Origin of the sequence: Sinomonas cyclohexanicum, assembly GCF_020886775.1 — a bacterium.
Classification (GTDB): domain Bacteria; phylum Actinomycetota; class Actinomycetes; order Actinomycetales; family Micrococcaceae; genus Sinomonas; species Sinomonas cyclohexanicum.
This window is the reverse complement of the sequence record NZ_AP024525.1, coordinates 1,564,035-1,586,189: the sequence shown is the minus strand read 5'-3', so window position 1 is coordinate 1,586,189 and position 22,155 is coordinate 1,564,035. Positions and strand designations below refer to the sequence as shown.

At 70.3% G+C, this 22,155-nt stretch carries 22 protein-coding genes and 3 tRNA genes; 3 read left to right on the top strand and 22 right to left on the bottom strand.

Going from position 1 to position 22,155, the window contains the following annotated elements; translation table 11 throughout:
- Positions 1–13 precede the first annotated feature (13 nt).
- From SCMU_RS07620 to rpsB, 5 genes are all read right to left on the bottom strand, one after another.
- A complete protein-coding gene (locus SCMU_RS07620; RefSeq protein WP_229232413.1) occupies positions 14–937 on the bottom strand; it encodes a phosphatidate cytidylyltransferase in 924 nt (307 codons plus the stop codon).
- On the bottom strand, positions 937–1,494 hold the full coding sequence (gene frr, locus SCMU_RS07615) for a ribosome recycling factor (protein WP_229232412.1): 558 nt from the start codon (positions 1,492–1,494) through the stop codon (positions 937–939). Before frr ends, SCMU_RS07620 begins: the two co-directional genes overlap by 1 nt.
- A 63-nt stretch (positions 1,495–1,557) precedes the next feature.
- On the bottom strand, positions 1,558–2,340 hold the full coding sequence (pyrH, locus tag SCMU_RS07610; RefSeq protein ID WP_229232411.1) for a UMP kinase: 783 nt from the start codon (positions 2,338–2,340) through the stop codon (positions 1,558–1,560).
- 180 nt (positions 2,341–2,520) lie between these two features.
- Positions 2,521–3,357 (bottom strand): translation elongation factor Ts, encoded by an 837-nt coding sequence (gene tsf, locus SCMU_RS07605; RefSeq protein ID WP_229232410.1) that lies wholly within the window; start codon positions 3,355–3,357, stop codon positions 2,521–2,523.
- 97 nt (positions 3,358–3,454) lie between these two features.
- Positions 3,455–4,339: a 30S ribosomal protein S2 gene (gene rpsB, locus SCMU_RS07600; protein ID WP_229232409.1), complete on the bottom strand. Its 885-nt coding sequence runs from the start codon at positions 4,337–4,339 to the stop codon at positions 3,455–3,457.
- 375 nt (positions 4,340–4,714) lie between these two features.
- Between rpsB and SCMU_RS07595 the strand changes: the two genes are divergently transcribed.
- Positions 4,715–5,332, top strand: a complete 618-nt coding sequence (locus SCMU_RS07595) for a M23 family metallopeptidase (protein ID WP_229232408.1) — start codon at positions 4,715–4,717, stop codon at positions 5,330–5,332.
- Between the two features lie 48 nt (positions 5,333–5,380).
- Here the strand turns inward: SCMU_RS07595 and SCMU_RS07590 are convergent, their stop codons facing one another.
- Positions 5,381–6,568 carry an acyl-CoA dehydrogenase family protein gene (locus SCMU_RS07590; protein ID WP_229232407.1) on the bottom strand — a complete coding sequence of 396 codons (1,188 nt, stop codon included), beginning with the start codon at positions 6,566–6,568 and terminating at the stop codon, positions 5,381–5,383.
- Positions 6,569–6,676: 108 nt separating this feature from the next.
- Here SCMU_RS07590 and SCMU_RS07585 point away from each other — a divergent pair, with 108 nt between their 5' ends.
- A complete protein-coding gene (locus SCMU_RS07585) occupies positions 6,677–7,000 on the top strand; it encodes a protease inhibitor I42 family protein (protein ID WP_229232406.1) in 324 nt (107 codons plus the stop codon).
- A 32-nt stretch (positions 7,001–7,032) separates the two neighbouring features.
- On the opposite strand, the gene SCMU_RS07580 is transcribed toward SCMU_RS07585, so the two are convergent.
- The 15 genes from SCMU_RS07580 to SCMU_RS07510 form a co-directional block, all read right to left on the bottom strand.
- Positions 7,033–7,106 (bottom strand) — tRNA-Ile (locus tag SCMU_RS07580).
- Positions 7,107–7,170: 64 nt separating this feature from the next.
- On the bottom strand, positions 7,171–8,367 hold the full coding sequence (locus SCMU_RS07575; RefSeq protein WP_229232405.1) for a glycosyltransferase: 1,197 nt from the start codon (positions 8,365–8,367) through the stop codon (positions 7,171–7,173).
- Positions 8,368–8,430: 63 nt separating this feature from the next.
- The gene (locus tag SCMU_RS07570) at positions 8,431–9,366 is read right to left on the bottom strand and encodes a DMT family transporter (RefSeq protein WP_229232404.1); all 936 of its coding nucleotides are present in this window, start codon (positions 9,364–9,366) and stop codon (positions 8,431–8,433) included.
- Positions 9,366–10,007 (bottom strand): CDP-alcohol phosphatidyltransferase family protein, encoded by a 642-nt coding sequence (locus SCMU_RS07565; RefSeq protein ID WP_229232403.1) that lies wholly within the window; start codon positions 10,005–10,007, stop codon positions 9,366–9,368. Before SCMU_RS07565 ends, SCMU_RS07570 begins: the two co-directional genes overlap by 1 nt.
- A gap of 88 nt (positions 10,008–10,095) precedes the next feature.
- Entirely contained in the window at positions 10,096–11,028 is a 933-nt protein-coding gene (locus tag SCMU_RS07560; protein ID WP_229232402.1) for a phage holin family protein, read from the bottom strand.
- Positions 11,029–11,198: 170 nt separating this feature from the next.
- Positions 11,199–11,543, bottom strand: a complete 345-nt coding sequence (locus tag SCMU_RS07555; protein WP_229232401.1) for a hypothetical protein — start codon at positions 11,541–11,543, stop codon at positions 11,199–11,201.
- A 133-nt stretch (positions 11,544–11,676) separates the two neighbouring features.
- Positions 11,677–11,749 (bottom strand) — tRNA-Asn (locus tag SCMU_RS07550).
- 10 nt (positions 11,750–11,759) lie between these two features.
- Positions 11,760–11,835: transfer RNA gene (locus SCMU_RS07545), tRNA-Asn, on the bottom strand.
- A gap of 50 nt (positions 11,836–11,885) precedes the next feature.
- Complete coding sequence (gene dnaG, locus SCMU_RS07540) at positions 11,886–13,799, bottom strand: DNA primase (protein WP_229232400.1); 1,914 nt, start codon at positions 13,797–13,799, stop codon at positions 11,886–11,888.
- A gap of 56 nt (positions 13,800–13,855) precedes the next feature.
- Entirely contained in the window at positions 13,856–15,187 is a 1,332-nt protein-coding gene (locus SCMU_RS07535; protein WP_443020235.1) for a deoxyguanosinetriphosphate triphosphohydrolase, read from the bottom strand.
- Positions 15,132–16,334: a tRNA dihydrouridine synthase DusB gene (gene dusB / locus SCMU_RS07530; protein ID WP_443020278.1), complete on the bottom strand. Its 1,203-nt coding sequence runs from the start codon at positions 16,332–16,334 to the stop codon at positions 15,132–15,134. The genes SCMU_RS07535 and dusB overlap by 56 nt, the downstream gene beginning before the upstream one ends.
- A 67-nt stretch (positions 16,335–16,401) precedes the next feature.
- A complete protein-coding gene (locus SCMU_RS07525) occupies positions 16,402–17,214 on the bottom strand; it encodes a hypothetical protein (protein ID WP_229232398.1) in 813 nt (270 codons plus the stop codon).
- 427 nt (positions 17,215–17,641) lie between these two features.
- Positions 17,642–18,160 (bottom strand): hypothetical protein, encoded by a 519-nt coding sequence (locus SCMU_RS07520; RefSeq protein ID WP_229232397.1) that lies wholly within the window; start codon positions 18,158–18,160, stop codon positions 17,642–17,644.
- Between the two features lie 121 nt (positions 18,161–18,281).
- Complete coding sequence (locus SCMU_RS07515) at positions 18,282–18,893, bottom strand: response regulator transcription factor (protein WP_229232396.1); 612 nt, start codon at positions 18,891–18,893, stop codon at positions 18,282–18,284.
- A complete protein-coding gene (locus SCMU_RS07510) occupies positions 18,890–20,113 on the bottom strand; it encodes a sensor histidine kinase (RefSeq protein WP_229232395.1) in 1,224 nt (407 codons plus the stop codon). Before SCMU_RS07510 ends, SCMU_RS07515 begins: the two co-directional genes overlap by 4 nt.
- A gap of 129 nt (positions 20,114–20,242) precedes the next feature.
- Here SCMU_RS07510 and SCMU_RS07505 point away from each other — a divergent pair, with 129 nt between their 5' ends.
- A complete protein-coding gene (locus SCMU_RS07505) occupies positions 20,243–21,082 on the top strand; it encodes a lysophospholipid acyltransferase family protein (RefSeq protein ID WP_229232394.1) in 840 nt (279 codons plus the stop codon).
- Between the two features lie 6 nt (positions 21,083–21,088).
- On the opposite strand, the gene SCMU_RS07500 is transcribed toward SCMU_RS07505, so the two are convergent.
- Positions 21,089–22,135: a GNAT family N-acetyltransferase gene (locus tag SCMU_RS07500; protein WP_229232393.1), complete on the bottom strand. Its 1,047-nt coding sequence runs from the start codon at positions 22,133–22,135 to the stop codon at positions 21,089–21,091.
- Positions 22,136–22,155 lie beyond the last annotated feature (20 nt).

The window sequence follows — 22,155 nt, the reverse complement described above, 5'->3', positions numbered from 1 at the left end:
AAGTGCTTGCGGGCTAACCGGCCGGCAAGAGGCTGAAGACGAGATAGGCCGCAGGCGTCGCGAACAGGATCGAGTCGAGCCTGTCCATCATGCCGCCGTGGCCCGGGAGGATACTGCTCATGTCCTTGATGCCCAGCTCACGCTTGACCATTGACTCGGCGAGGTCTCCCGCAGTGGCGGCACCCACCATCACCACCGCGAGGACGATGCCGACCCACCAGGGGCGTCCCAGCAGGAACGCCGAACCAAGGATGCCCACGACCACGGCCCCGGCCACGGACCCGGCGAAGCCCTCCCACGACTTCTTCGGGCTGATCTTCGGGGCCATGGGGTGCTTGCCGAGGCTCGCACCCACTATGTAGCCGAACGTGTCGTTCGCCACGACGAGCAGGAGCGTCAGCACGAGCTCGAGCATCGGGTGCGGGAAGGCCCCCTCCGGCCAGAGGCCGAACCCCGGGGGCGGCGTCGCCTCGTGCAGCGGCAGGACCGCGTAGCCGATGAGGAACGGGACCCACAGCAGGAGGAAGACCCCGGCGAAGGCGCTCCGCGCGGCACCGTCGTGATGGTGGTCCAGGCTCTGCCAGACGAGCACCGCCGCGCAGCTGGCCACGAGGGCGAACAGCTGCGCCTCCTGGCCGCCGAAGTACGCGGTCACCGGGATCGCGATCGCGGCGGCGAGGACGGGGACAACCGGAACCCTGGTCCCGTGCGACTCGAGGGCACGGAACACCTCCCACACCCCTAGAACAGCCGCGGCGACCGCGATCAGCACGAATCCCATCGGCCAGAGGAAGAGCCCTGCCAGCAGCAGGAGGAGCAGAGCCAAGCCCACACCGATCGCCGCCGGCAGGTTGCGCCCGGCCCGAGAAGGCCGGGACTTCCGCGCCCGGCGCGTGTCGGGTGCCGCAGGCGGCACGTCGGGCTGGGGCGTGGTCATCAGACTTCGAGCAGCTCGGCTTCCTTGCGCTTGACGAGCTCGTCCACGGCGTCCGTGTGCTTCTTCGTGAGGGAGTCGAGCTCCTTCTCGCCGCGCACGCCCTCGTCCTCGCCGACCTCTCCGTCCTTGACGAGCTTGTCGAGGGACTCCTTCGCCTTGCGGCGGATGCTGCGGATCGAGACCTTGGCGTCCTCACCCTTGCCCTTGACGACCTTGACGTACTCCTTGCGGCGCTCCTGCGTCAGCTCGGGCAGGACGACGCGGATCACGTTGCCGTCGTTGGACGGGTTGGCGCCGACCTCCGAGTCGCTCAGGGCCTTCTCGACCTCCCGCAGGGCGGTCTTGTCATAAGGCGTGATGAGGATCGTGCGGGCGTCGGAGACCTGGAACGAGGCCAGCTGCTGGAGCGGCGTCGGCGTGCCGTAGTAGTCCACCATGACCTTCGCGTAGAGCGCGGGGTTGGCACGGCCGGTCCGGATCGACGCGAAGTCCTCCTTGGCCACCTCGACGGCCTTCTCCATCTTGTCGGTGGCTTCGAGCAGGGTCTCTTCGATCACGTCGCACTCCTTGTGGACTTCGTTGCATCTGGGCTAGGAACATCCTAGCCGCACGGCGGCTCCTCAGACGGTCACGCGGGTGCCGAGGCGCTCGCCCCGGATGGCCTTGGTGACGTTGCCCTCGCCCTCCATGCCGAACACGACCATCTCGAGCCGGTTGTCCTTGCACATCGTCATGGCCGTCTGGTCCATGACCCGGATGTCGCGGCGGAGCGCCTCGTCATAGGTGAGGTGCTCGAGCTTGGCCGCGCTCGGGTCCTTCTTGGGGTCCGCGGTGTAGACGCCGTCCACGCCGCTCTTGGCCATGAGCACGACGTCGGCCCGCACTTCGAGCGCGCGCTGCGCGGCGACGGTGTCGGTCGAGAAGTACGGCAGGCCGGCGCCGGCGCCGAAGATCACGACCCGGTCCTTCTCCATGTGGCGGATGGCCCGGCGCGGGATGTAGGTCTCGGCGACCTGGGCCATCGAGATGGCCGACTGTACGCGCGTCTCGACCCCGGCCTGCTCGAGGAAGTCCTGGAGTGCGAGGCTGTTCATGACTGTGCCGAGCATACCCATGTAGTCCGCGCGGGAACGGTCCATGCCCGAGAGGGAGAGCTCGGCGCCGCGGAAGAAGTTGCCGCCCCCCACCACGACCGCGATCTCGACCTGCCCGACCGCAGCGGCGATCTGATCGGCGATTCCGCGCACAGTGGCCGGATCGACGCCGAGCTTGCCGCCGCCGAACACCTCGCCCGAGAGCTTGAGGAGGACGCGCCGCCGGTGGTGGGGCGCGCCGTCGACCGCGGGGTCAGACTCGGTGAGGGAGGAGGGGGCAGTGGGTTCGGCGGTCTGTACTGATTCCATGGGTTGTCCCCTCGGGTCTTGCGTTCTGGTGGGAGTCTGCGTCTAGCGTACCGGCAGCAAAGCAAGGCGGCAGCAGAGCAAGGCAGCGACGGAAGGCGGCAGCCTACGTAGGAGGCCAGGGTAGGCAGCCACAGCAAAGGGGCGGCCACCGAAGTGGCCGCCCCTTGAAAAGGCCCGGTGCTAGGCGCCGACGCGGAAGCGGGCGAACGCGGTGGCGTTGACCCCAGCCTCGGTCAGGACCTGGCCGACGGACTTCTTGGCGTCCTTGGCGAACGCCTGGTCGAGGAGGACCTCGCCCTTGTAGAAGCCGGTCACGCGGCCTTCGACGATCTTCGTCAGGGCTGCCTCGGGCTTGCCCTCGGCCTTGGCGGTCTCCTCGGCGATACGGCGCTCGGACTCGACGAGGTCGGCCGGGACGTCCTCGCGGCGGAGGTAGTTCGGGGCCATCGCGGCCACGTGCACGGCGACGTCGTGCGCGGCGGCCTGGGCGGCCTCGCCCTCGCCGTCGACCGCGAAGAGGACGCCGACCTGGGCCGGGAGGTCCTTGGACGTCTTGTGGAGGTAGGCGTCGACGGTCGTGCCCTCGATACGGGCAAGGCGGCGGACGACGACCTTCTCGCCCAGGACAGCGCCCTCCTCGACGACGAACTCGCTCAGCGGCTTGCCGTCGACGTCCGCCGTCAGGAGCGCGTCCAGATCGGCAGCGCCGGAGGCCACGGCCGTGGCCAGGACCTTGTCGGCGAGCTCGATGAACTTGGCGGACTTGGCCACGAAGTCGGTCTCGCAGTTGACCTCGACCATGACGCCGACGCCCCCGGCGACCTTGGCGGCCACGAGGCCCTCGGCCGTCGAGCGGCCCTCGCGCTTGGTGGCGCCCTTGAGGCCCTTGATGCGGATGATCTCGATGGCCTTCTCGGCGTCGCCGTTGGCCTCGTCGAGAGCCTTCTTGACGTCCATCATGCCGGCGCCTGTGCGCTCGCGCAGGGCCTTGATGTCAGCAGCGGTGTAGTTCGCCATGTGAACCCCTTACGTCGTTGTTCTGCAGTACTCATTCACAAGGATGGCGTCCCGTGCGGTGCAGGGACGCCATCCTCAAGCGGTCTGGGACCGGGTCTTAGTTCGTGCCCTCGGCCTCGGCAGCCGGAGCCTCGGCAGCGGGAGCCTCAGGAGCCTCGTCGGCGGGGGCCTCCGCGGCGGGAGCCTCAGGAGCCTCGTCGGCGGGGGCCTCGGCGTTCTGGCCCTCGAGGAGCTCGCGCTCCCACTCGGCGAGCGGCTCGGCCGCAGCGCCCTCGGAGCCGGAGCCGCGGTTCTGGCGGGCGATGAGGCCCTCGGCCACGGCGTCGGCGACGACGCGGGTGAGGAGGTTCACGGAGCGGATCGCGTCGTCATTGCCCGGGATCGGGAAGTCGACCTCGTCCGGGTCGCAGTTCGTGTCGAGGATCGCCACGACCGGGATGCCGAGCTTCTTGGCCTCGTCGACCGCGAGGTGCTCCTTCTTCGTGTCAACGATCCAGAGGAGGGACGGGGTGCGGGAGAGGTTGCGGATGCCGCCGAGGGTCTTCTCGAGCTTGTCCTTCTCACGCTGGAGGATAAGGAGCTCCTTCTTGGTGCGGCCCGAACCGGCCACGTCCTCGAAGTCGATCTCCTCGAGCTCCTTGAGTCGCTGGATGCGCTTGGCGACCGTGGAGAAGTTGGTGAGCATGCCGCCCAGCCAGCGCTGGTTGACGTACGGCTGGCCAACGCGGGTGGCCTGCTCGGCGATGGCCTCCTGAGCCTGCTTCTTCGTGCCGACGAAGAGCACGGTGCCGCCGTGGGCGACCGTGGCCTTGACGAACTCGAAGGCGCGGTCGATGAAAGACAGCGACTGCTGGAGGTCAATGATGTAGATGCCGTTGCGCTCGGTGAGGATGAAGCGCTTCATCTTCGGGTTCCAACGGCGGGTCTGGTGGCCGAAGTGGACACCGCTGTCGAGCAGCTGGCGCATGGTAACGACGGGCATGCCGACGCTCCTTCCGGCAGGTCGTGTTCCGAGGGCACGCTCGCGCGGCCCTTGCCCCTGCCATAGTTGACGGTTGTTGACGACGTCCGGCCGGGCGGCCGTGCGTCCCTGGCATCCCCTCCCCGCCCGACCGCTGCTGCGGACCGATGGGCGGGCAGTGCCCGAGAAGGGCTGAAGAATGCGCGGAGTCGGCTCGCCTCCCCTCCTCTGCCGACCAGAATCTGGCACAGCAATAGAGGCTCGAAAAGCCGCGGTTCCCAGTGTACTACAGGGCCGGGCCGCTCCCGCGGCCTCGTCGTGGCGCACGACGAGGCGTTGTCCACATAGCGCCGGCGCTCCCTTCCGCGTGAGCTCGCCACGGGAAAGGGTGGTGGGATGACGAGAGGATCAGGCGCCACCGGATCAGGCATCACCGGATCGGGCATCACGAAGCCCCGGCCGCCCATCGGCCGGGCGATCGCGGTCCTGATTGTCGGCGCGCTCACGTGCACGCTGTCGCTTTCCGCGGCGGCCGCACGCCCCTCGGGCGCGGCAGACGGCCGGCCACCGGGCGCCGCTCAGTCCGCCCCGCAGGGGTGGGCCTGGCCGCTAGACCCCAGACCCGCCGTCGTGCGCGCGTTCGACCCGCCGAGCCGGCCGTGGCTGTCCGGGCATCGCGGAGTGGACCTTGCCGCGGCGAGCGGCACGGAAGTCCGGGCACCGGCAGCGGGAACGGTCGTGTTCAGCGGCTGGGTCGTGGACCGGCCGGTCGTGACGCTGGACCACGGAGACGGGCATCGGAGCAGCTTCGAGCCCGTTGTCGGCGTGGTCGAGGTGGGTGCCGCCGTGGCCCGCGGCGCACCGATGGGCACCCTCGTGACGTCGGAGGCCAGCCATTGCGCGCCCGCGAGCTGTCTCCATTGGGGCGTGCGCGAGGGCGAGCAGTACGTTGATCCCCTCGCGTTCATCGAGGACCGGCGGCCCTCCATCCTGCTGCCGTGGACGGACCGGTGAGGTCGCGGCCCGTGGCGCTGCGGCGCGCCGGTCGGGCTGCGCCGCGGCTCAGACGATGGCCGATATCCCGGTGATCGCCCGGCCCGTGACGAGGGTGTTGATCTCGTGGGTGCCCTCATAGGAGTAGATGGCCTCGGCGTCGGAGAACACCTTGGCCATGCCGTAGTCGCTGACGATGCCGTTGCCGCCGAGGAGGCTGCGGCCGATCGCGACCGTCTCGCGCATGCGGGACGTTGTGACTGCCTTGGCGAGCGCGGACTGCTCATCGCGCGCCAGTCCTGCATCCTCGAGCTGGGCGAGGCGGACCATCATCCCCATCGAGCTGACGGCATTGCCGAGCATGGTCACGAGTTGGTCCTGGACGAGCTGGAAGGAAGCGATCGGGCGTCCGAACTGCTCCCGCTCGACCGCGTAGGCGCGGGCGATGTCGAAGGCCGCCAGCTGCGCCCCGACGGCCTGCCATGCGACAGCGAGGCGGGTGACCTTGAGGACCCTGTTGGTGTCCCGGAAGCTGTTGGCGTGCGCAAGCTTGAACTCCGCGGGGACACGGACATCCTCGAGGGTGATGTCGGCGTTCTGGACGGTGCGGAGCGCGATCTTGTTCTCGATCTTGGTTGCACTGTAGCCGGGGAGGGACGTGTCCACGAGGAAGCCCTTGACCTGGTTGTCCGCCTCGTCCCGGGCGAAGACGATCACCCAGTCGGAGAACGTCGCGTTGCCGATCCAGCGCTTGGCTCCGTTGATGACCCACGAGTCGCCCTCGCGCCTCGCCGTGGTGCGCGTCCCGCCGGCCACGTCGGATCCGCCGAGCGGCTCGGTGAGGCCGAACGCTCCGATCTCCTCGAGCGAATAGATCGAGGGAAGCCACGCGGCCTTCTGCTCGTCGGAGGCCAGCAGCTCGATGGAGCCCGTGAACAGGCCGTCGTGGACGCCCATGAACGTGGCGATCGAGGCGTCGGCACGGGTGAACTCGGCGTGGAGGAGTCCGGCGAGGAGGTTGGAGTGCCCCTGCCGGCGGACAGGGCTCACGACGTCGAGTTCCGCGAGCTTCGGGATGAGGTGGTGCGGGAACTCGGCGCGGTTCCAGTGGTCGACCGCGATAGGGGCCACCTCGCGCGCAAGCCACTCGCGAACCTCGTGGAGCCGGTCGCGCTCCTTCTCTGCCAAGAGGCCCTCGAAGGCGTAGAAGTCGCCGTCGGCGCAGGGCAGGGCGGCATCAGTGCGTGGCTGCGACATGGTCTCTCCAAAGGGGAACGTGCTACCAATGAGTTTGTTACTGATGAGTAACATACGCTTCGCTGCCCGATCGGCACAACTCGGGCCCCGCGTGAGATGCTCGGGGCCATGGACACCGAGGGGTCGGTAGAGGTAGTGGCCGGGCACGAGTTCACAGTCACTCTGCGCCTCGCTGGAGGCACGGGCTATCGATGGGAGTGCACACGCGTGCCGGAGGGGATCGTCGTCGTGCGCGCGTTGCCGCGCGTCCCGGACGGGCCCCTGCCCGGCGCGGCGGCCAGCCAGGACTTCGTCCTGAGGGCCACAGGTACGCCGGGGCGGACGTCAGAAGTCCACTTCGCGCTGCGGCGGCCTTGGGAGGAAGCGCCCGCGGCGCGGCACACAGAGCGCGTCACCATCGCCCCCGGACCAATCACGGGCGGGGACGCGTGAGGCCCGGAACCGTGTGGTTCCGGGCCTGACGGTAGGGCGTGTGGGACTTGAACCCACGACCAAGGGATTATGAGTCCCCTGCTCTAACCGGCTGAGCTAACGCCCCGCGCCCGCTCGCGGCGGACCTTCCTATCCTAGTGGTCGTCTCGTACAGGTCGCCTACCGGTCGGCTAGTGGTCGACCCCGCGGTACAGGGCCTCGAACGTGTCCAGAGTCGCCTTGATGCCGTGCTTCTGCACCATGCGGTGGCTCTCGGCCCCCATGCGGGCCAGATCGGCGGCCGGCCGGTCCAGGACCGCGGTGATCTTCGCAGCGAGGTCGTCGCTGTCGTTGGGCCGGAACAGGTAGCCGTTCTCGCCGTCCACCACGAGGTGCGGCAGGGCCATGGCATCAGCCAGTACAACCGGGGTCGAGGCGCTCATGGCCTCGAGGGTCACGAGCGACTGGAGTTCGGCCGTTCCCGGCATGCAGAACACGTCGGCGCGCAGGTAGGCCTGGCGGAGCTCGTCGTCGGGCGCGAGGCCGAGGAACGCGACACGGTCGCGCAGCCCGAGGCTGTCGACGAGGCGCTCGAGTGCTGGCCGCACCTCGCCCCCGCCGACGATCTCGAGGTGGATGTTGAGCTCCTTCGGCGTCTTGGCGATCGCCGTGATGAGCACGTCCACGTGCTTCTCCTCCGCCAGACGTCCGGCGAAGAGGACGGTCGGGTAGGGGTTCTTCTGGATCACCTCGTCCGGGCGCGGCTCGTAGGCAGCCACGTCGATGCCGTTGGAGAGGGGCAGGACCTCAGTGAGGAACGCGTGGTCGTGCATGGCCTTCGCGGCGAGGGGGGTCGGCGTGGTCACCACGTCGGCCTGGCCCATGACCTTGCCCATGTCCTTCCAGGACTGACGGCCGACGATGTTCAGGAACCACTGCGGGAACGGCAGGAACGGGTTGAGGTTCTCCGGCATGAAGTGGTTGGTTGCGATGACCCGGATGCCGCGCTTGACCGCCTCGTACAGGACGTGCTCGCCGATCATGTAGTGGCTCTGGATGTGCACGACATCGGGCTTGACGTGGTCGAAGAGGAGGGCGATCTCCTTCTTGACCTCCCACGGGAAGACGACGCGGAAGTACTCGTGGGTCGGCACCGAGTGCGAGCGGAGGCGGTGCACGATGGCCTCCGGGCGCGTCTCCGTGTAGCTCTTGCCCTTCTCGGAACGGCTGGCCACGACGTGGACGTGATGCCCGCGGGCGGTCATGCCCTTCGCGAGCCGGTAGCCGAACTGGGCGGCCCCGTTGACATGGGGCGGGTAGGTGTCTGCGCCGATCAGAATGGTCAGCGGCTTGCTGGTCAGGTCCGTCTCGGGTTCAGGCGTGGTCACGAGGCTCTCCTGGTCGGGCGGTCCGGCGGTTCCGGGCCGCGTTCCCGGCGTCTGCCGGGTGGGTCAGCCGCCGGTGTGGGAACGTTCATCGGGCCCGGGCCCGCCACGGAGTTCGCGTGCGGCGTCCTTCCTCCGCTTCGCGACCTCCGGGTGATGCCGGGACAGGGCAATGACCCCCACGATAGCAACGATGGCGGCCACAGCCATGGCAACAGCGAGCACCGCGGGCACGTCGGGGCGAAGCTCACCGAGGATCGTGATCCCGATCGCAATGCCCACGATCGGGTCGATCACCGTCAGCCCGGCGATCACCAGGTCCGGCGGACCAGACGAGTAGGCGTTCTGCACGAACCACGATCCCAGGCCCCCTGCGGCGATGATCGCGACGACCGAGTACCACTGGACGTTGAGCAGGAACTGGCCGTTGGGAGACAGCAGATCACGGCCGATGATGCGGGTCAGAACCGCGACGAAGCCGAAGAGGACCCCCGCCCCGACGATGTACACGAAGGCGCTCAGCCGATGCCGGAACATGACCGCGAGGCCCCCGAGGACGCCGACCGCCAGTGCCAGGAGGAGCACGATCGTGAGCTCCTCGTCCGGCCCCACGTGGTGGTTCTCCACCGTGGCGTTCACCGCGAGGAGAACGAACAGCGCGGAACCCGTCACGCACGAGCTGATCGCGACGACGGTCGGCCGGTTGATGGTGACGCCCTGGTCCTTGGAGTTCACGACCGTGGTGATCACGAGCGCGATCGCTCCGATCGGCTGGATCACCGTCAGCGGCGCCGAGACGAGGGCGATCATGTTGCACAGCATGCCCGCGCCGAGGAGGGCCAGCCCGAGGATCCACCGCGGATTCCTCAGCAGCCGCAGGAAGCTGCGGGAGCTCAGGGCGAGGCCACCCATGTCCGCCTTGACGGCGCTCCCCTGCCGCTGCGCGCCGATCGCGAGGAAGAACGCCCCGAGCACGGCGAGCACGACGGCGAACCACACCATCAGCGGACGCCTTCCCTGCCGCTGTCCCCGAGCCTGCTCTCGCGCACGGGGCGGCCCTTGGCCACGATGGCCCGGAAGTAGTTGGCCGCCGCGATCCAGTGTCCGATCAGGCCGAGGACCAGGAACACCCAGGCGATGGCGGCATAGACCGCTGAGCCCGGGATCGCGAGCTTGGAGACCACCAGCAGCGGCGTCCCGACGAGGAGGAGGGCCGTACGGACCTTCCCGACCTTCGACACGGGCAGGTCCGGGTGGCTGCGGAAGTAGAAGAGCGAGGCCGTTCCGAGCACGAGGTCCGGCACGAGCAGGGCCGCGAGGTACCACCACTGCACGACCCCGGCGAGCACGAGCGTGACGGCCACCGCGATGAGGGCGAGGCGGTCCGCCGCGGGGTCGAGGACCCGGCCGAGCGTGGAGACCTGGCCGAGCCGCCGGGCCACGTATCCGTCTACCCAGTCAGTGCCGCCCAGGATCACCAGGACCACCACGGCCCAGCCGTATTCCCTCTGGGCGAGCACGAGCCACATGAACAGCGGCACGCCGAGGAACCGCAGCACGGTGATGGCATTCGGCAGGGTCACGACGGCGCTCGTCTCGACGGGCTCCCGGCCCGGCCGCGCGCCCGCATTGAAGAACCTCATCGTCGCCGCACCGCCGCTCCATTGTGCGGCGGCGCCACCCGGCCCCCCACGGTCGCGGTTCCCCTGTGCACCCTTGGGCCCGGGCCGCTCAGCTCTTGACCAGTTTGCGCAGGAACACCACGAACGCGGTCGCCGAGACCGAGAACACGGCCAACGGGGCCCAGCGCTCCTTGAGGAGTTCCGCGGCGTCCACCCCGGCGGTGCCGCGCGCACCGGAGCTGCCGGGCGTCGTCGTGCCTGCCGTGCTGGCCTTGGGGGCAATGCTGGCCTTGGGGGCCGTGCTGGTCGTGCCGGCGCCCGACTTGGCAAACGGGAGGCGGGCGGCCGTGCTGGCGAAGCTGGCCTTCACGTCGTCGGCGAGATAGCCGGCCTGGCGCTTGACGTCCATCTCCGCGACGAGACCCTCGCGGACGTCGAGGAGGTGCTCGCGGCGCTTCGCGAGTCGGGCGCGCAGTTCAGCCTCGCTCGGTGCGGGCAGCTTGACCTTGCCGTGCGCGCGGTCCTCCGCCTCCTTCTCGAGCCTGGCCTTCGCCTTCTCGGCCTCCTTGGTGGCCTGGGCGCGCTTGTACTGGATCGTGGAAGGATCGAGCAGGCGGGGATCGAAGTTGCGCCCCTCGGTGACGATCCCGAGGTCGTGGCGGACCCCGCGGATCGCGTCGGCCGGGACCAGAGGCATGGCCTTCTTCACCCAGGCCGCCCCGACGAGGGCCGCGATCGCGAGGATCACCAGGAACGCCGCGCTGACGATCAGCGCCGCGAGCCATCCGGGCATGACGGTGGCGAGGCCCAGGATGGCCGCTACCACCAGGGCGATCACGAGGAGCCCCAGGAACACGAGGGCAACAACGAACAGGCCGGCACCCACGCCGGCCTGGACCCCTCGGTTCTTGAGTTCGATCTTTGCCAGCGCGAGCTCATCGTTCAGCTGGCGCGGCGCGAGCCGGGCGGCCTGGCCTACGAGGTCCGGCAGAGCCGCCAGCTTCGGCCGCCGGTCCGCCGGCATGCTGTGGCGTCCACTCATTGTCGTCGGGTCCCTTCCTGTCGGTCCGGAACGCGCGGGGCGCAATCCGTGACCAAACTACCACCCAGTCGCCCCAAGGACCCGGCGCCGCGCAGCCCAGTCATGGCGGCCCTCCCGGCGGCCGTTGCGGACGCGGTGGCAGCAGGCTCACGGCGGCCGTCGGCGGGGCGTCACTGGGAGGAGGGGCTGCTGGTGCCCAACGCTCCGAACGTGGCCTCTACCTGCAGGAATTCCTCGGCGGCATAGACCGCCGCCGTGAATGCATCGGTGTCGGTCGTCGAGCCCCGCGGCCCCCGCGGGAGCCACTCGTGGCGCTCGGTGCGCACCGTCTGGAATCCATGTCGAGGCGGCGCATAGTAGATCGCGAAGCGCTGGACCGGCCAGCCGCCGGGGGTCTCGGGAGCCACGAGGATCGCCGAGCGGAGCGAGAAATTGACCCATTGGGCGATCGGGCGGCGCTGGTCGCGCACGAACATGCCGTCGTTGAACCCGTTCGCAGATCCCTCGCCGTACACCTCTTCGAACCGGGCACGCCAGATGGTCAGGAGTGGACCCTCGTAGCGTGTCCACCCGGCGGGGAGGTCCTCGGGAGGGCCGACGGCTCGGGCATACGATCATGATAAGACGAGATGAGCAGATGCGCGAGAGCTCCCCCGACTGGACTCGAACCAGTAACCCTTCGATTAACAGTCGAATGCTCTGCCAATTGAGCTACGGGGGACCGGCTGCAATGGCTCCCCCGACTGGACTCGAACCAGTAACCCTTCGATTAACAGTCGAATGCTCTGCCAATTGAGCTACGGGGGATTGCAGCGGGTTCTACCCTAGCAGGGCCCCGCCCTCAGGAGAAATCGGCGTCATTCGGCGGAGCGGAGCGCACGGCGGCGCAGCTCAAGCTCCATGAGACCACGGTTGAGCCGCTGGAACTCCTCGGGCGCGCTCGAGGGGTCCAGTCGCTGGAGCTGGCCCATCATCTCTGCCTTCTGGGCCGTGATCTGCAGCTCGGCGAGGCCCGCGAGGATGTCCCGGCAGTACCGCTCGAGCGATTCCTCCGTCGTCGCAGGCAGCGGGGTGACCGCGAGCTCGGCCAGGAGTGGGCGCAGCGGCTCCGGGAGCTCGTGCCGGACGCGCTCGATCCACGCCGCGACGGTCTCCTCCCCCGCCGGGCGTCCGGCCGCGACGATCGCCGAGTGGAGCGCGGCGTGGGCAGGGGCGGCGAACCGCGCGGACGCGAACTCGGTCCATGCCGAGTCGACGAGCATCTGCGGTTGCTGGAGCGCGACCTCGAGCGCCTGGCGCTCCATGACGGCCACCGGGTCGCGCGGATCCGGGCGCCACGCGGCAGGCGAGATGGCTGCGGCGGGTGCGGCGTCGGCGTCGTGCGCACGGACGCCATGCTGCTGGCCTCCCCGTTGGGCGGCCGCGGCAGGCGCGGACGACGGCGCGGGCCTCCTCCCAGCGGACGCGACAGCCCTCGCGACGTCCTCGAGCGGGACGCCGAGCCACTTCGCGAGCTCGCGCGTGTACGCGGGCCGGATGGCGTGGTCACGGATCTGGGCGACGACGGGTGCCGCCTCCCGCAGGGCGGCGACGCGCCCCTCGACGGACTCGAGGTTGTGCTTGCGCAGGGCCGCCTGGATGGCGAACTCGAAGAGGGGCCGTCGCGACTCGATGAGGGCACGCACGGCGGTGTCGCCCCGGTGCTGGCGCAGCTCGCACGGGTCCATGCCGTGGGGCTCGACCGAGACGTACGTCTGGGCCACGAAGCGCTGGTCCTCCTCGAACGCGCGCAGGGCGGCCTTCTGGCCGGCGGCGTCGCCGTCGAAGGTGAACACGACCTCTCCGCCGGTGCCGTCGTCCGAGAGGAGCCGCCGGGCGATCTTGATGTGCTCCCCGCCGAACGCCGTGCCGCACGAGGCCACCGCGGTGTCCACGCCGGCGAGGTGGCACGCCATGACGTCCGTGTAGCCCTCGACGACAACGAGCTGGCGCTTCTTCGCGATGTTGCGCTTGGCGATGTCGATGCCGTAGAGGACCTGGGATTTCTTGTACAGCGCGGTCTCGGGCGTGTTGAGGTACTTGGGCCCTTGGTCGTCATCGAAGAGTCGCCGGGCGCCGAAGCCGATCACGTCCCCCGCGATGTCCCGGATGGGCCAGATGAGCCGCCCGCGGAAGCGGTCGTACAGGCCGCGGTTCCCCTCGGAGAACATGCCCGTCAGCTTGAGCTCGTCGTCCCGGAACCCCTTGACGCGCAGGTGCTTGAGCAGGCCGTCCCATCCTTGCGGGGCGAACCCGACGCCGAACTGCTCCGCGACGTTCCGCTCGAACCCGCGCTCGAACAGGAACTGGCGCGCGGCCGCGGCCGGCGGGGTGAGGAGCTGGGACTGGAAGTACTCGGCGGCGATCTTGTGGGCGTCGAGAAGCCGCTGGCGGCGCCCGACCTCCTCGCGCCGCGGTCCGGCCCCGTCCTCGTAGCGCAGCTCGTAGCCGATGCGGGCCGCGAGCTTCTCGACGGTCTCGGCGAACGCGGTGTGGTCCATCTTCATGACGAAGCTGATCACGTCGCCGCTCTCGCCGCAGCCGAAGCAGTGGTAGGTGCCCACCTGCGGGCGGACGTGGAACGAGGGCGAGCGCTCATCGTGGAACGGGCACAGGCCCTTCCACGATCCGATGCCGGCGCCCTTGAGGGTCACGTACCCCTCGACGACCTCCCTGATGTCCGTGCGCGCGCGGACTTCCGCGATGTCCTCGGGTTTGATCAGGCCAGCCACTTCACCACCTTAGTCCCGCCCAGTCTGTGCCCCGGCTCGGCCTCTAAGCTCGGGCATCACCACAGGCTCGGCAGGCTGCCGACGAGCCGCTCGTACCACGCGAGCGCCGAGCCATCCGTGAGTGAGGCGACCTGGTCCACGACCACGCGCAGACGCCCCGCGTCGTCCTCCGCGGCCCGCCAGTCAGCGGCGAACATGGGCTCGAGGTGCCGGTCGCCGGACGCGCTGAGCGCCGTGACGAGGGCGTGCAGGACCTCGCGCTGGCGCTCGTAGATGGGCTGCCGGTGGTCCGTGGTCATGACGAACGTCGTGGCGAGGCCCTTCATCACGGCGATCTCCATGACGGTCTCCTCGGGCACCATGACCTCGCCCGCGTAGCGGGTAAGCGGCGCGGCCCCGTAGGCGGCGCGGGTCAAGGTGAGGGCACTGTCGCAGAACCGGCCGATGAGCTGGCTCGTCATGTTCTTGAGGGCCGCCATCGCGCGGCGGGAGCCGTCCGCCTCGCGCACCCAGACGGGCGTGGCCTCGAGCCTGGCCAACGCGGCATCGATATCTGCCGCCTCGCTGTGCGGGAGGTACCACTGCTGCGTGTAGCCGACCACGCGTGCTCGGTGGTCGGGATTCTCCATCCACCTCAGCTGGAACTTGCCGGCCACAATCGCGTCCTCCACATCGTGGACCGAGTACGCAATGTCGTCCGAGAGGTCCATGACCTGCGCCTCGATGCAGGAGCGCCCTGCGGGCGCACCCTCGCGGATCCACGAGAAGATCGCGAGGTCGTCCTCGTAGGCGCCGAACTTGCTGGTCCTGTGGCCGTGGATGAGCGGCGCGTCGACAGCGGTCCAGGGGTACTTGCAGGATGCGTCGAGGCTCGCCCTGGTCAGGTTGAGTCCGGCAGGTCGCCCCTGCGCGTCGAGGACCTTCGGCTCGAGCCGGGTGAGGAGGCGGAGCGTCTGGGCGTTGCCCTCGAAGCCCCCGATGGCGTGCGCGATGTCGTTCAGCGCGCTTTCGCCATTATGGCCGAACGGTGGGTGGCCGAGGTCGTGGCTCAGGCACGCCGCATCGACGACGTCCGGGTCGCAGCCGAGGACACGTCCGAGCTCGCGGCCCACCTGCGCGACCTCGAGGGAGTGGGTAAGTCGAGTGCGGACGAAGTCGTCCGTGTCGGGGGCCACGACCTGGGTCTTGGCCCCGAGCCGGCGCAGCGCGGAGGAGTGCAGGACCCGCGCCCGGTCGCGCTCGAAGTCGCTGCGGTAGGACTTCTTGGCCGGCTCCTCGACCCAGCGGCTCGAGTCCTGGCGGGAGTACCCGCGCGTCCCCTCGGCGACCGCCTCAGCCACCGGACACGTCCAGCTCGGCGGCGGCGATGTCCTTGGTCTGCGCGTCATCCATGGTCCGGCTCTCGAGCCAGCGGTGCGGGAGGGCGGGGCGCTTGGGCGAGCCTGCCCGGCCCCTCGGCCCCTCGGCGTCCGTACCCGGGTACGGGGCGTCCGCATCCAGCGTGTCCAGGAGTCCGCGCAGCTCCTCGAGCGTGTTCACTTGGGCGAGGCTCGCGCGCAGCTCGCCGCCGACCGCGTAGCCCTTGAAGTACCACGCCACATGCTTGCGGATGTCCCGCAGCGCCTTGGGCTCCTCCTCGAAGTACTCGACGAGCAGCTGGGCGTGGCGGTAGAAGGCCTCGCCCACGTCCTGCAGCCCCGGACGGATGCGGTCCGGGCGGCCCTCGAACGCGGCCTGCAGGTCTCCGAACAGCCACGGGCGGCCTTGACATCCTCTCCCGACAACGACGCCGTCCACCCCCGTCTCGCGCACCATGCGCACGGCGTCCTCGGCGCTCCAGATGTCGCCGTTGCCCAGGACCGGGATGTCCGTAAGGGCATCCCTGAGGCGTGCGATCGCGCTCCAGTCGGCCGTTCCCGAGTAGAACTGGGCGGCCGTGCGCCCGTGCAGGGCCACGGCCGCGACGCCCGCGTCCCGCGCGATCCGGCCCGCCTCGAGGTACGTGAGGTGGTCGTCGTCGATTCCCTTGCGCATCTTGATGGTCAGGGGAATCCCGCCACGGTCCGACTCACGGACCGCCGTCTGGACGATCTGGGTGAACAGGTCCGTCTTCCATGGCAGCGCGGAGCCGCCGCCGCGCTTCGTGACCTTGGGGACGGGGCACCCGAAGTTCAGGTCGATGTGGTCCGCGAGGTCCTCCTCGACCAGCATCCGCACGGCCTGGCCGACCGTGGCCGGGTCGACGCCGTAGAGCTGGACCGAGCGCACGGCCTCATCGTCGTCGTGCTTGATGATCCGCAGCGAGCCGGGGTGGCGCTCCACGAGGGCGCGGGTGGTGACCATCTCCGCCACGTACAGGCCACCGCCGAATTCGCGGCACAGCCGCCTGAACGCCGTGTTGGTGATCCCGGCCATGGGCGCGAGCACGACCGGCGTGTCGATGGTGAGCCTGCCCAGTTTCAGCGGCGGCAGCTCGAGCCGGACAGGTGCCTCGGCGGGCGCCTGGGCAGCCTCGGCAGGAACGGTGGTGGGCACGGCAGTCACCCGTCCATTGTGTCAAAGGAACGCAAATCGACGGCCGCACCTCGCCGTGACCACGCGTTCACGCCACCTCCCGCGCCCCGCTGTCGGGGCCGGCGATCACCTCCATGACGCTCTTCGGGAGCGTCAGTGCGAGCTGACCATCCTCGAACGAGGTCGCCGCCTGCATCCGATCACCCGGACGCCACCAGTACACGTGCGGGCTCAGGGGAGCGACCTCGTCCTTGGCGAGGATCGAAGTGATCTCGAGCATGGACCTGACACCCGTGAGGCTCATCGTCTCCTCGCTCATGCTGAACGTGATCATCCGCAGCGCAGGGACGCTGAAGAACACCCCGAGCGGGCCCGGATCGATGCCGAAGTGCTCCATGAGTCGATCGGGATACGCGAGCCAGGAGGCCTGGCGCGGATGCTCGGACTCGAGCAGCAGGATGGCATGGCCGTCCCTCATGAACGCCTCGCCCTTGCCGAGACCCCCGGCGAACAGGTTGGCCTCGGCGGCCCCCCAAGCCGCTTCAAGGCCTCCCGCCTTGGCCAGATGATTGTCTGCGACGTACATCGAGGTCTGCTCACGGCGGATCGCCATGATGAGGGGCAGTCCTCCCACGTCCCTCGAGTACGTGTAGTCTTCGGCGAGCTGGCCCGGGGCCATGCGGTCGGGCGCGACAAACCGCGGGAAGAGGCGCTCGCGCAGCGCTTGCCCGGCGTAGCCGAGGCTGCCCGGCCCCATGGCCCCCTGCACCGCCGCGCCGAGAAGCTGCCCCACGATGGCCGCCACCATCGGCTCCCACTCCGCCTCCCGGATCCTCAGGGCTTCCCTCGCGATGGTCGAGAAGCCGATCTGGGCGCCCGCGCCGGTGAACGGTCCGCCCATGACGACGATGTGCGTCCCCCGGTCCCTCGTCCGGAACCCAAGTCCGCGCGCCGCGTCCGCGACGTGGCGTCTCAGGCAGTCGGCCTGCCGCACGCTGAACCCCGGAAGGTGCGGGTCCGCCCGCTCTCCTCGAGGATCAGGTCGGGGCTGGCCTGCACCCGATCCCCCCGCCTCCGGCGCCAGCCTGGCTGCTCCCCGGTTGCGCTGTGCCTTGCCCATACGATCCCCGCTCTCGTCCTCGTCCTGCCCCGCAAGGTGCTGTCCTCGCGGAGGATCCGGCGCCTGCTCGGCCGCCTGATCCCGACGCTACGGAGGGCCAGTCCGGCGCGGCAGCCCCCGGCCGCCCTATGTGGAGAACCACGGCAGCCGGGGGCTCTATGTGCACAAGTCGACGCGGCGACAAGTCGACGCGGGGATCCCGAGGGGGTCAGTGAAGCAGCGCCTTCTCGTAGGGCGAGGCCTCCGTCCCACGTGCGTGCTGGGCACGCTGACTGACCACAAGGGCCTGGGCACCGAGCGTGACGGCGAGGTACAGCATGATCGACGCTGCACCCATCTGGCCGAGGCCGTGCGCTCCGTCGGCGACCGTGGCCGCGACGTCGATACCGACATGGACGGCCAGCCCGGCCGCCCACAGTGCGACCACCGGCCAACCGCCGCGGCGGTACACAACGCCGTCGTGCGCCCAGACCCGCGCGGAACGGCCACGGAGCCAGCCGAAGCCAGCAGCGCTCGCGAGGGAGACGACGAGCGCGACGCCGTCGGCCGCGCTCAGGCCCCCCGCGTCCACGAGCCTGGCGACCTGCCACAGGCCCACGGCGCCGAGGACCACGAAGACGCGCAGCCTGAACGCCCCGACCGGCGCGGTCATGAACTGGCGGACGACCGCCCACGCAATGGCGGCGACGGCGAGGACCACGTTGGCGAAGCTGAGGACGGAGAACATGGGGTGGGCTCCTGATCTGTGCTTGTGGGGAGAGTGCCGCTTCCGTGCGGCCTGATTCCATGGTTCCGCGGGACCGCCGCTCGTCCCCCACACGCGTGTCACGCCTTGGGCATGACAAATGTCAGAGCAGCCAGCCGTTCTCCTCGGCGATCCGAGCCGCCTCGGCGCGCGTCGCCGCGCCCGTCTTACCGATCGCGCTCGAGAGGTAGTTCCGCACGGTTCCCTCTGACAGGAAGAGGCTCCGCGCGATGCTCGCGGCCGTCGCGCCTCCGGCGGCCTCGCGCAGCACCTCGGTCTCGCGGTCGGTGAGGGGACTATCCCCCGCCGCGAGCGACTCGGCCGCGAGCGAGGGGTCGACGACACGCAGCCCCGCGGCGACGCGGCGTACGGCCTCTGCCAGCTGCCGAGCCGGCGTGTCCTTCACCACGAAGCCTGAGGCGCCCGCCTGCATGGCCCGGCGAAGGTAACCGGGCCGGCCGAACGTCGTGACCATGAGCACCCGGCTCCCGGGCACGAGGCGGGTGATCTCGGAGCACGCGGCAATGCCGTCCTTGACGGGCATGTCGACGTCGAGGAGCACGACGTCGGGCGCCGCCGTCGCTGCCAGCGCGACGGCCTCGGCGCCGTCGCCGGCCTCCCCCACCACGTCGATGTCCGGCTCGAGGTCGAGAAGCGCGGCGAGCGCGCCCCGCACGAGGGCCTGATCGTCGGCCAGCAGCACGCGGATGCTCATGCAGTGGTCCCTGTCTTCCCCGTCTTCCCCGCTGCGGGCCCGGCACCGAGGCGGACGGTGAGCGCGAAGCCATCCAATGGCCCGGGGCCGGTCTCCACGGTCGCGCCGAGTGCCCGGGCGCGCTCCTGCAGGCCCACGAGGCCATGCCCGGGGCCCGCGGCGCCGCCGGGTTCTCCGCTCCGGGAAGCGGAGGCGGACGACGGCGCACGGCCGCCGCCGTCGTCGGCAATCGTCACCGACGTGGTGCCGAGGAGGATCTCGCACCGCGTGGCCCCGGAATGCCGGAGCACGTTCGTGATGCCCTCCCGGATGGCCCAGGCAAACAGCTCCCGGGCAGGGGTGGGCACGGCGTCGGTGGCCCTCGGGATCTCGGCCTCGATGCCCGTGGCGGCAAGCGCGGCACGCGCCCGGGCCAGCTCGCCGGGAAGGGAGATCTCGCGGTATCCGTCCACGGCCCGGCGCACGTCCGCGAGGGCGTCGCGGGAGAGTCGCTCGAGGTCGTCGAGCTCGGCCTTGGCGCGTTCCGGGTCGGTGTCGACCACCCGCCGGGCGAGCTCGGCCTTGACCGTGATGACAGTGAGCGAGTGCCCGAGGATGTCGTGCAGGTCGCGCGCGAACCGTGTGCGCTCCTCCTCGACCATGAGCCGGGCGTTCTCGCGGCGGGCCTGCCCGAGGTCCCGCTGGCGCAGGACCGCGATCCGGCTGAGGCCGACGGCCACAATCCCCATCCCCATGCCGACGAGGGTGCCGACGTCTTGGTACCACCCGGGCACAATGTTCCACGCGAGAACGTAGGCGCCGGCCAGCACGGCACCGACGGCCATGGCCCACGCGAGGGGCATGGTCCACATGCCTGCAATCGCGAGGAACACGAACGGTGTGGATCCGGTCTGGCCGAGCGCCGTGACGCAGACCATGCTGAGCACCGCCATGGCCGCGTACCCGCCCCACGCCTGAGCGGCCGTGCCGGGTCGCTCGGGACCCATGAAGCTGCCGCGGCGGCTGAACTGCCACACATACACCACAGCGAACGCCACCACGGAGACGAGCCCGACCGCGCCCCGGACCGTACCGATGCGCTCCATCGCCGCCACGAGCGGTTGAAGCAGCCAGACGAGCCAGATAGACGCGAACACGAGCCCGAGCAGCCGGAACGAGCGCGCCGCGCGCTGCTCGTCGCCGAAGTCCGCGCGGGCGCGCCCGTCGTCGTGCGGTGTCATGGAGAACACTGTGCCAGTCAGACCCTGCGCGTGTCGCGCCGAAACATGAGCGAGGCCCCGGCACATCCGTCACCGGCGCCCCATGGCAGATGTCATGGCCCCCGCGCGGAGCGCCGGTAGGGTGAGCCCATGGCGACACCGCGCAAGGCCCGTCGACGGCTCAGGCCCCCTCGGCTCCAGCCCGGGAGCCTGTGGCTGTACGACACAGCCCGGCGCGTCTTCGACGGGCTGCAGAGCCTGTTCCGGGTCGAGGTCATCCCGAGCGGCCTCGAGACCGTTCCGGCGGGCCAGGTGGTCCTCGCGATCACGCACTTCGGCTACTTGGACTTTGTGCCGGTGGCGCTGCTGTGGTGGGCACACCGCTACGACCGGCTGCGATTCCTCGTGGGCCCACGTCCCTACCGCAGCCGCGTCCTGGGTGCCGCGATCACGGCGTGCGGCGGGCTCGCCGTCGTGGGCGGTCCGAACCACGCGAGCCTGAACGCCTCGCTCTCGATGCTCGACGCCGGCTGGAGCATCGCGCTGTTCCCAGAAGCGGGCGTGAGCCGCAGCTTCACGGTGCGTCGATGCCACACCGGCGCGGTCCGCATGGCCCGTGAGACGGGCGTCCCGCTCGTCCCTGTCGGGGTGTGGGGCGGCCACCGCATCATGACCCGTGGCCACGGCGTCACGGCAAAGCACGGCAGCGGGTCGCTCGCCGACCTGTGGAGGGCTCCCATCCGCATCCACTTCGGCGCGGCCGTGGACCTCTCCGTCACGACGGACGCCGAGGACGCGGCCCGCCGGCTCCAGGCGGCGATGCAGGAGGCGGTCGATGTCGCGTCGCTCGACTTCCCGCTCGGACATCCCGCCGGGGCGTGGTGGGTCCCGGCGAAGCTCGGCGGCGGCGCGCCCACGGAGGCTGAGCGGGACATCTGGGACGCCCAGGACGCCGTGAACGGCCTGCGCCCGGACCGCGACAAGATGTGACCGCTCTCAGTCGCCGACGGTGAGACGGTCCGGGCCGACCTGCTCAGCCAGCCCGGCCGCGAGGAGGGGCTCGACGGCCGCGCGGAGGGCCGTCATCGAGTCCTCGACCTCGAGCCGGACGGGATGCTGGTACGCGATGAGGGCGAGGAGCCCCCGCACGGCATCCGCGGCGTCCTCCGGCTCAAGCCGCGTCTCGTGCCCGAGCAGCACCTCGCTCGGCGCCTCGGCGGCAGCGCTCTCCGGGCCGGCGTAGCTCACCGCGAAGGCCCGCAGCTTCCCCTTCTTCGCGGGGGCGACGCCCGCACCGAACGCGCTCGCCGCGGGCGCACGGAGCACGACGGCGCCGTGGGCGCCCGCCGCGTCGGAGAGGAACAGCTGCTGAGCGAGCCCCACGCTGATCGGCGCGGGCGGATCCCACTTGTGCACCTCGGCGTAGTAGCGCCCGACGGCGTCGCTCAGCTCGACCGAGCCGGTCGCCAGATCCTCGACGAGGGGCGAGGAGCCGTCCGTATCCGTCCCGTCGCCGAAGACGGGCAGCTTGAGCGTGCCCGGCCGCACGAGGACCTCGCGGGAGCGCTGGAGCACGGTGAACCCGTTCGCGCGGGCGAACTCGGCGCCCGGGGTGCCGTCGGCAACCTTGGACCGGAGGCTCACCGACCCGGACACGCCGGTCCCGGGTACGCCTGACCGAGCCTGGGCCGCCTCGCGCAGCCGCCGCAGGAGCTCGGTGCCGACGCCGGACCGGCGGTGGTCCCGCGCGACTTCGACGTACGCCCACAGCCGCTCGGGGTGGAGCGTCGCCTCATACACGACGCCGGCGGCGACCGGGATGCCCTGGTCCTCGGCGACGATGCAGCGGCTCCACGGCCGCGGCGGGGCGGCGGCAGGTGACGTGCCAGCGCCCGGCGACGGAGCGGCGTCGTGCGCTCCCCCGGCGTCCGGGCCGAACGCGCCGCGGAACTGCTCCGCGGCGGTGCCCTCGGCATCGCCCCACAGCTGGAGGAGGATGCGGTCGTCGCCCTCGCGCCAGGGCCTGTAGGTCAGCTCAGCCACGGTGCCTTCCTCGTTCGGCG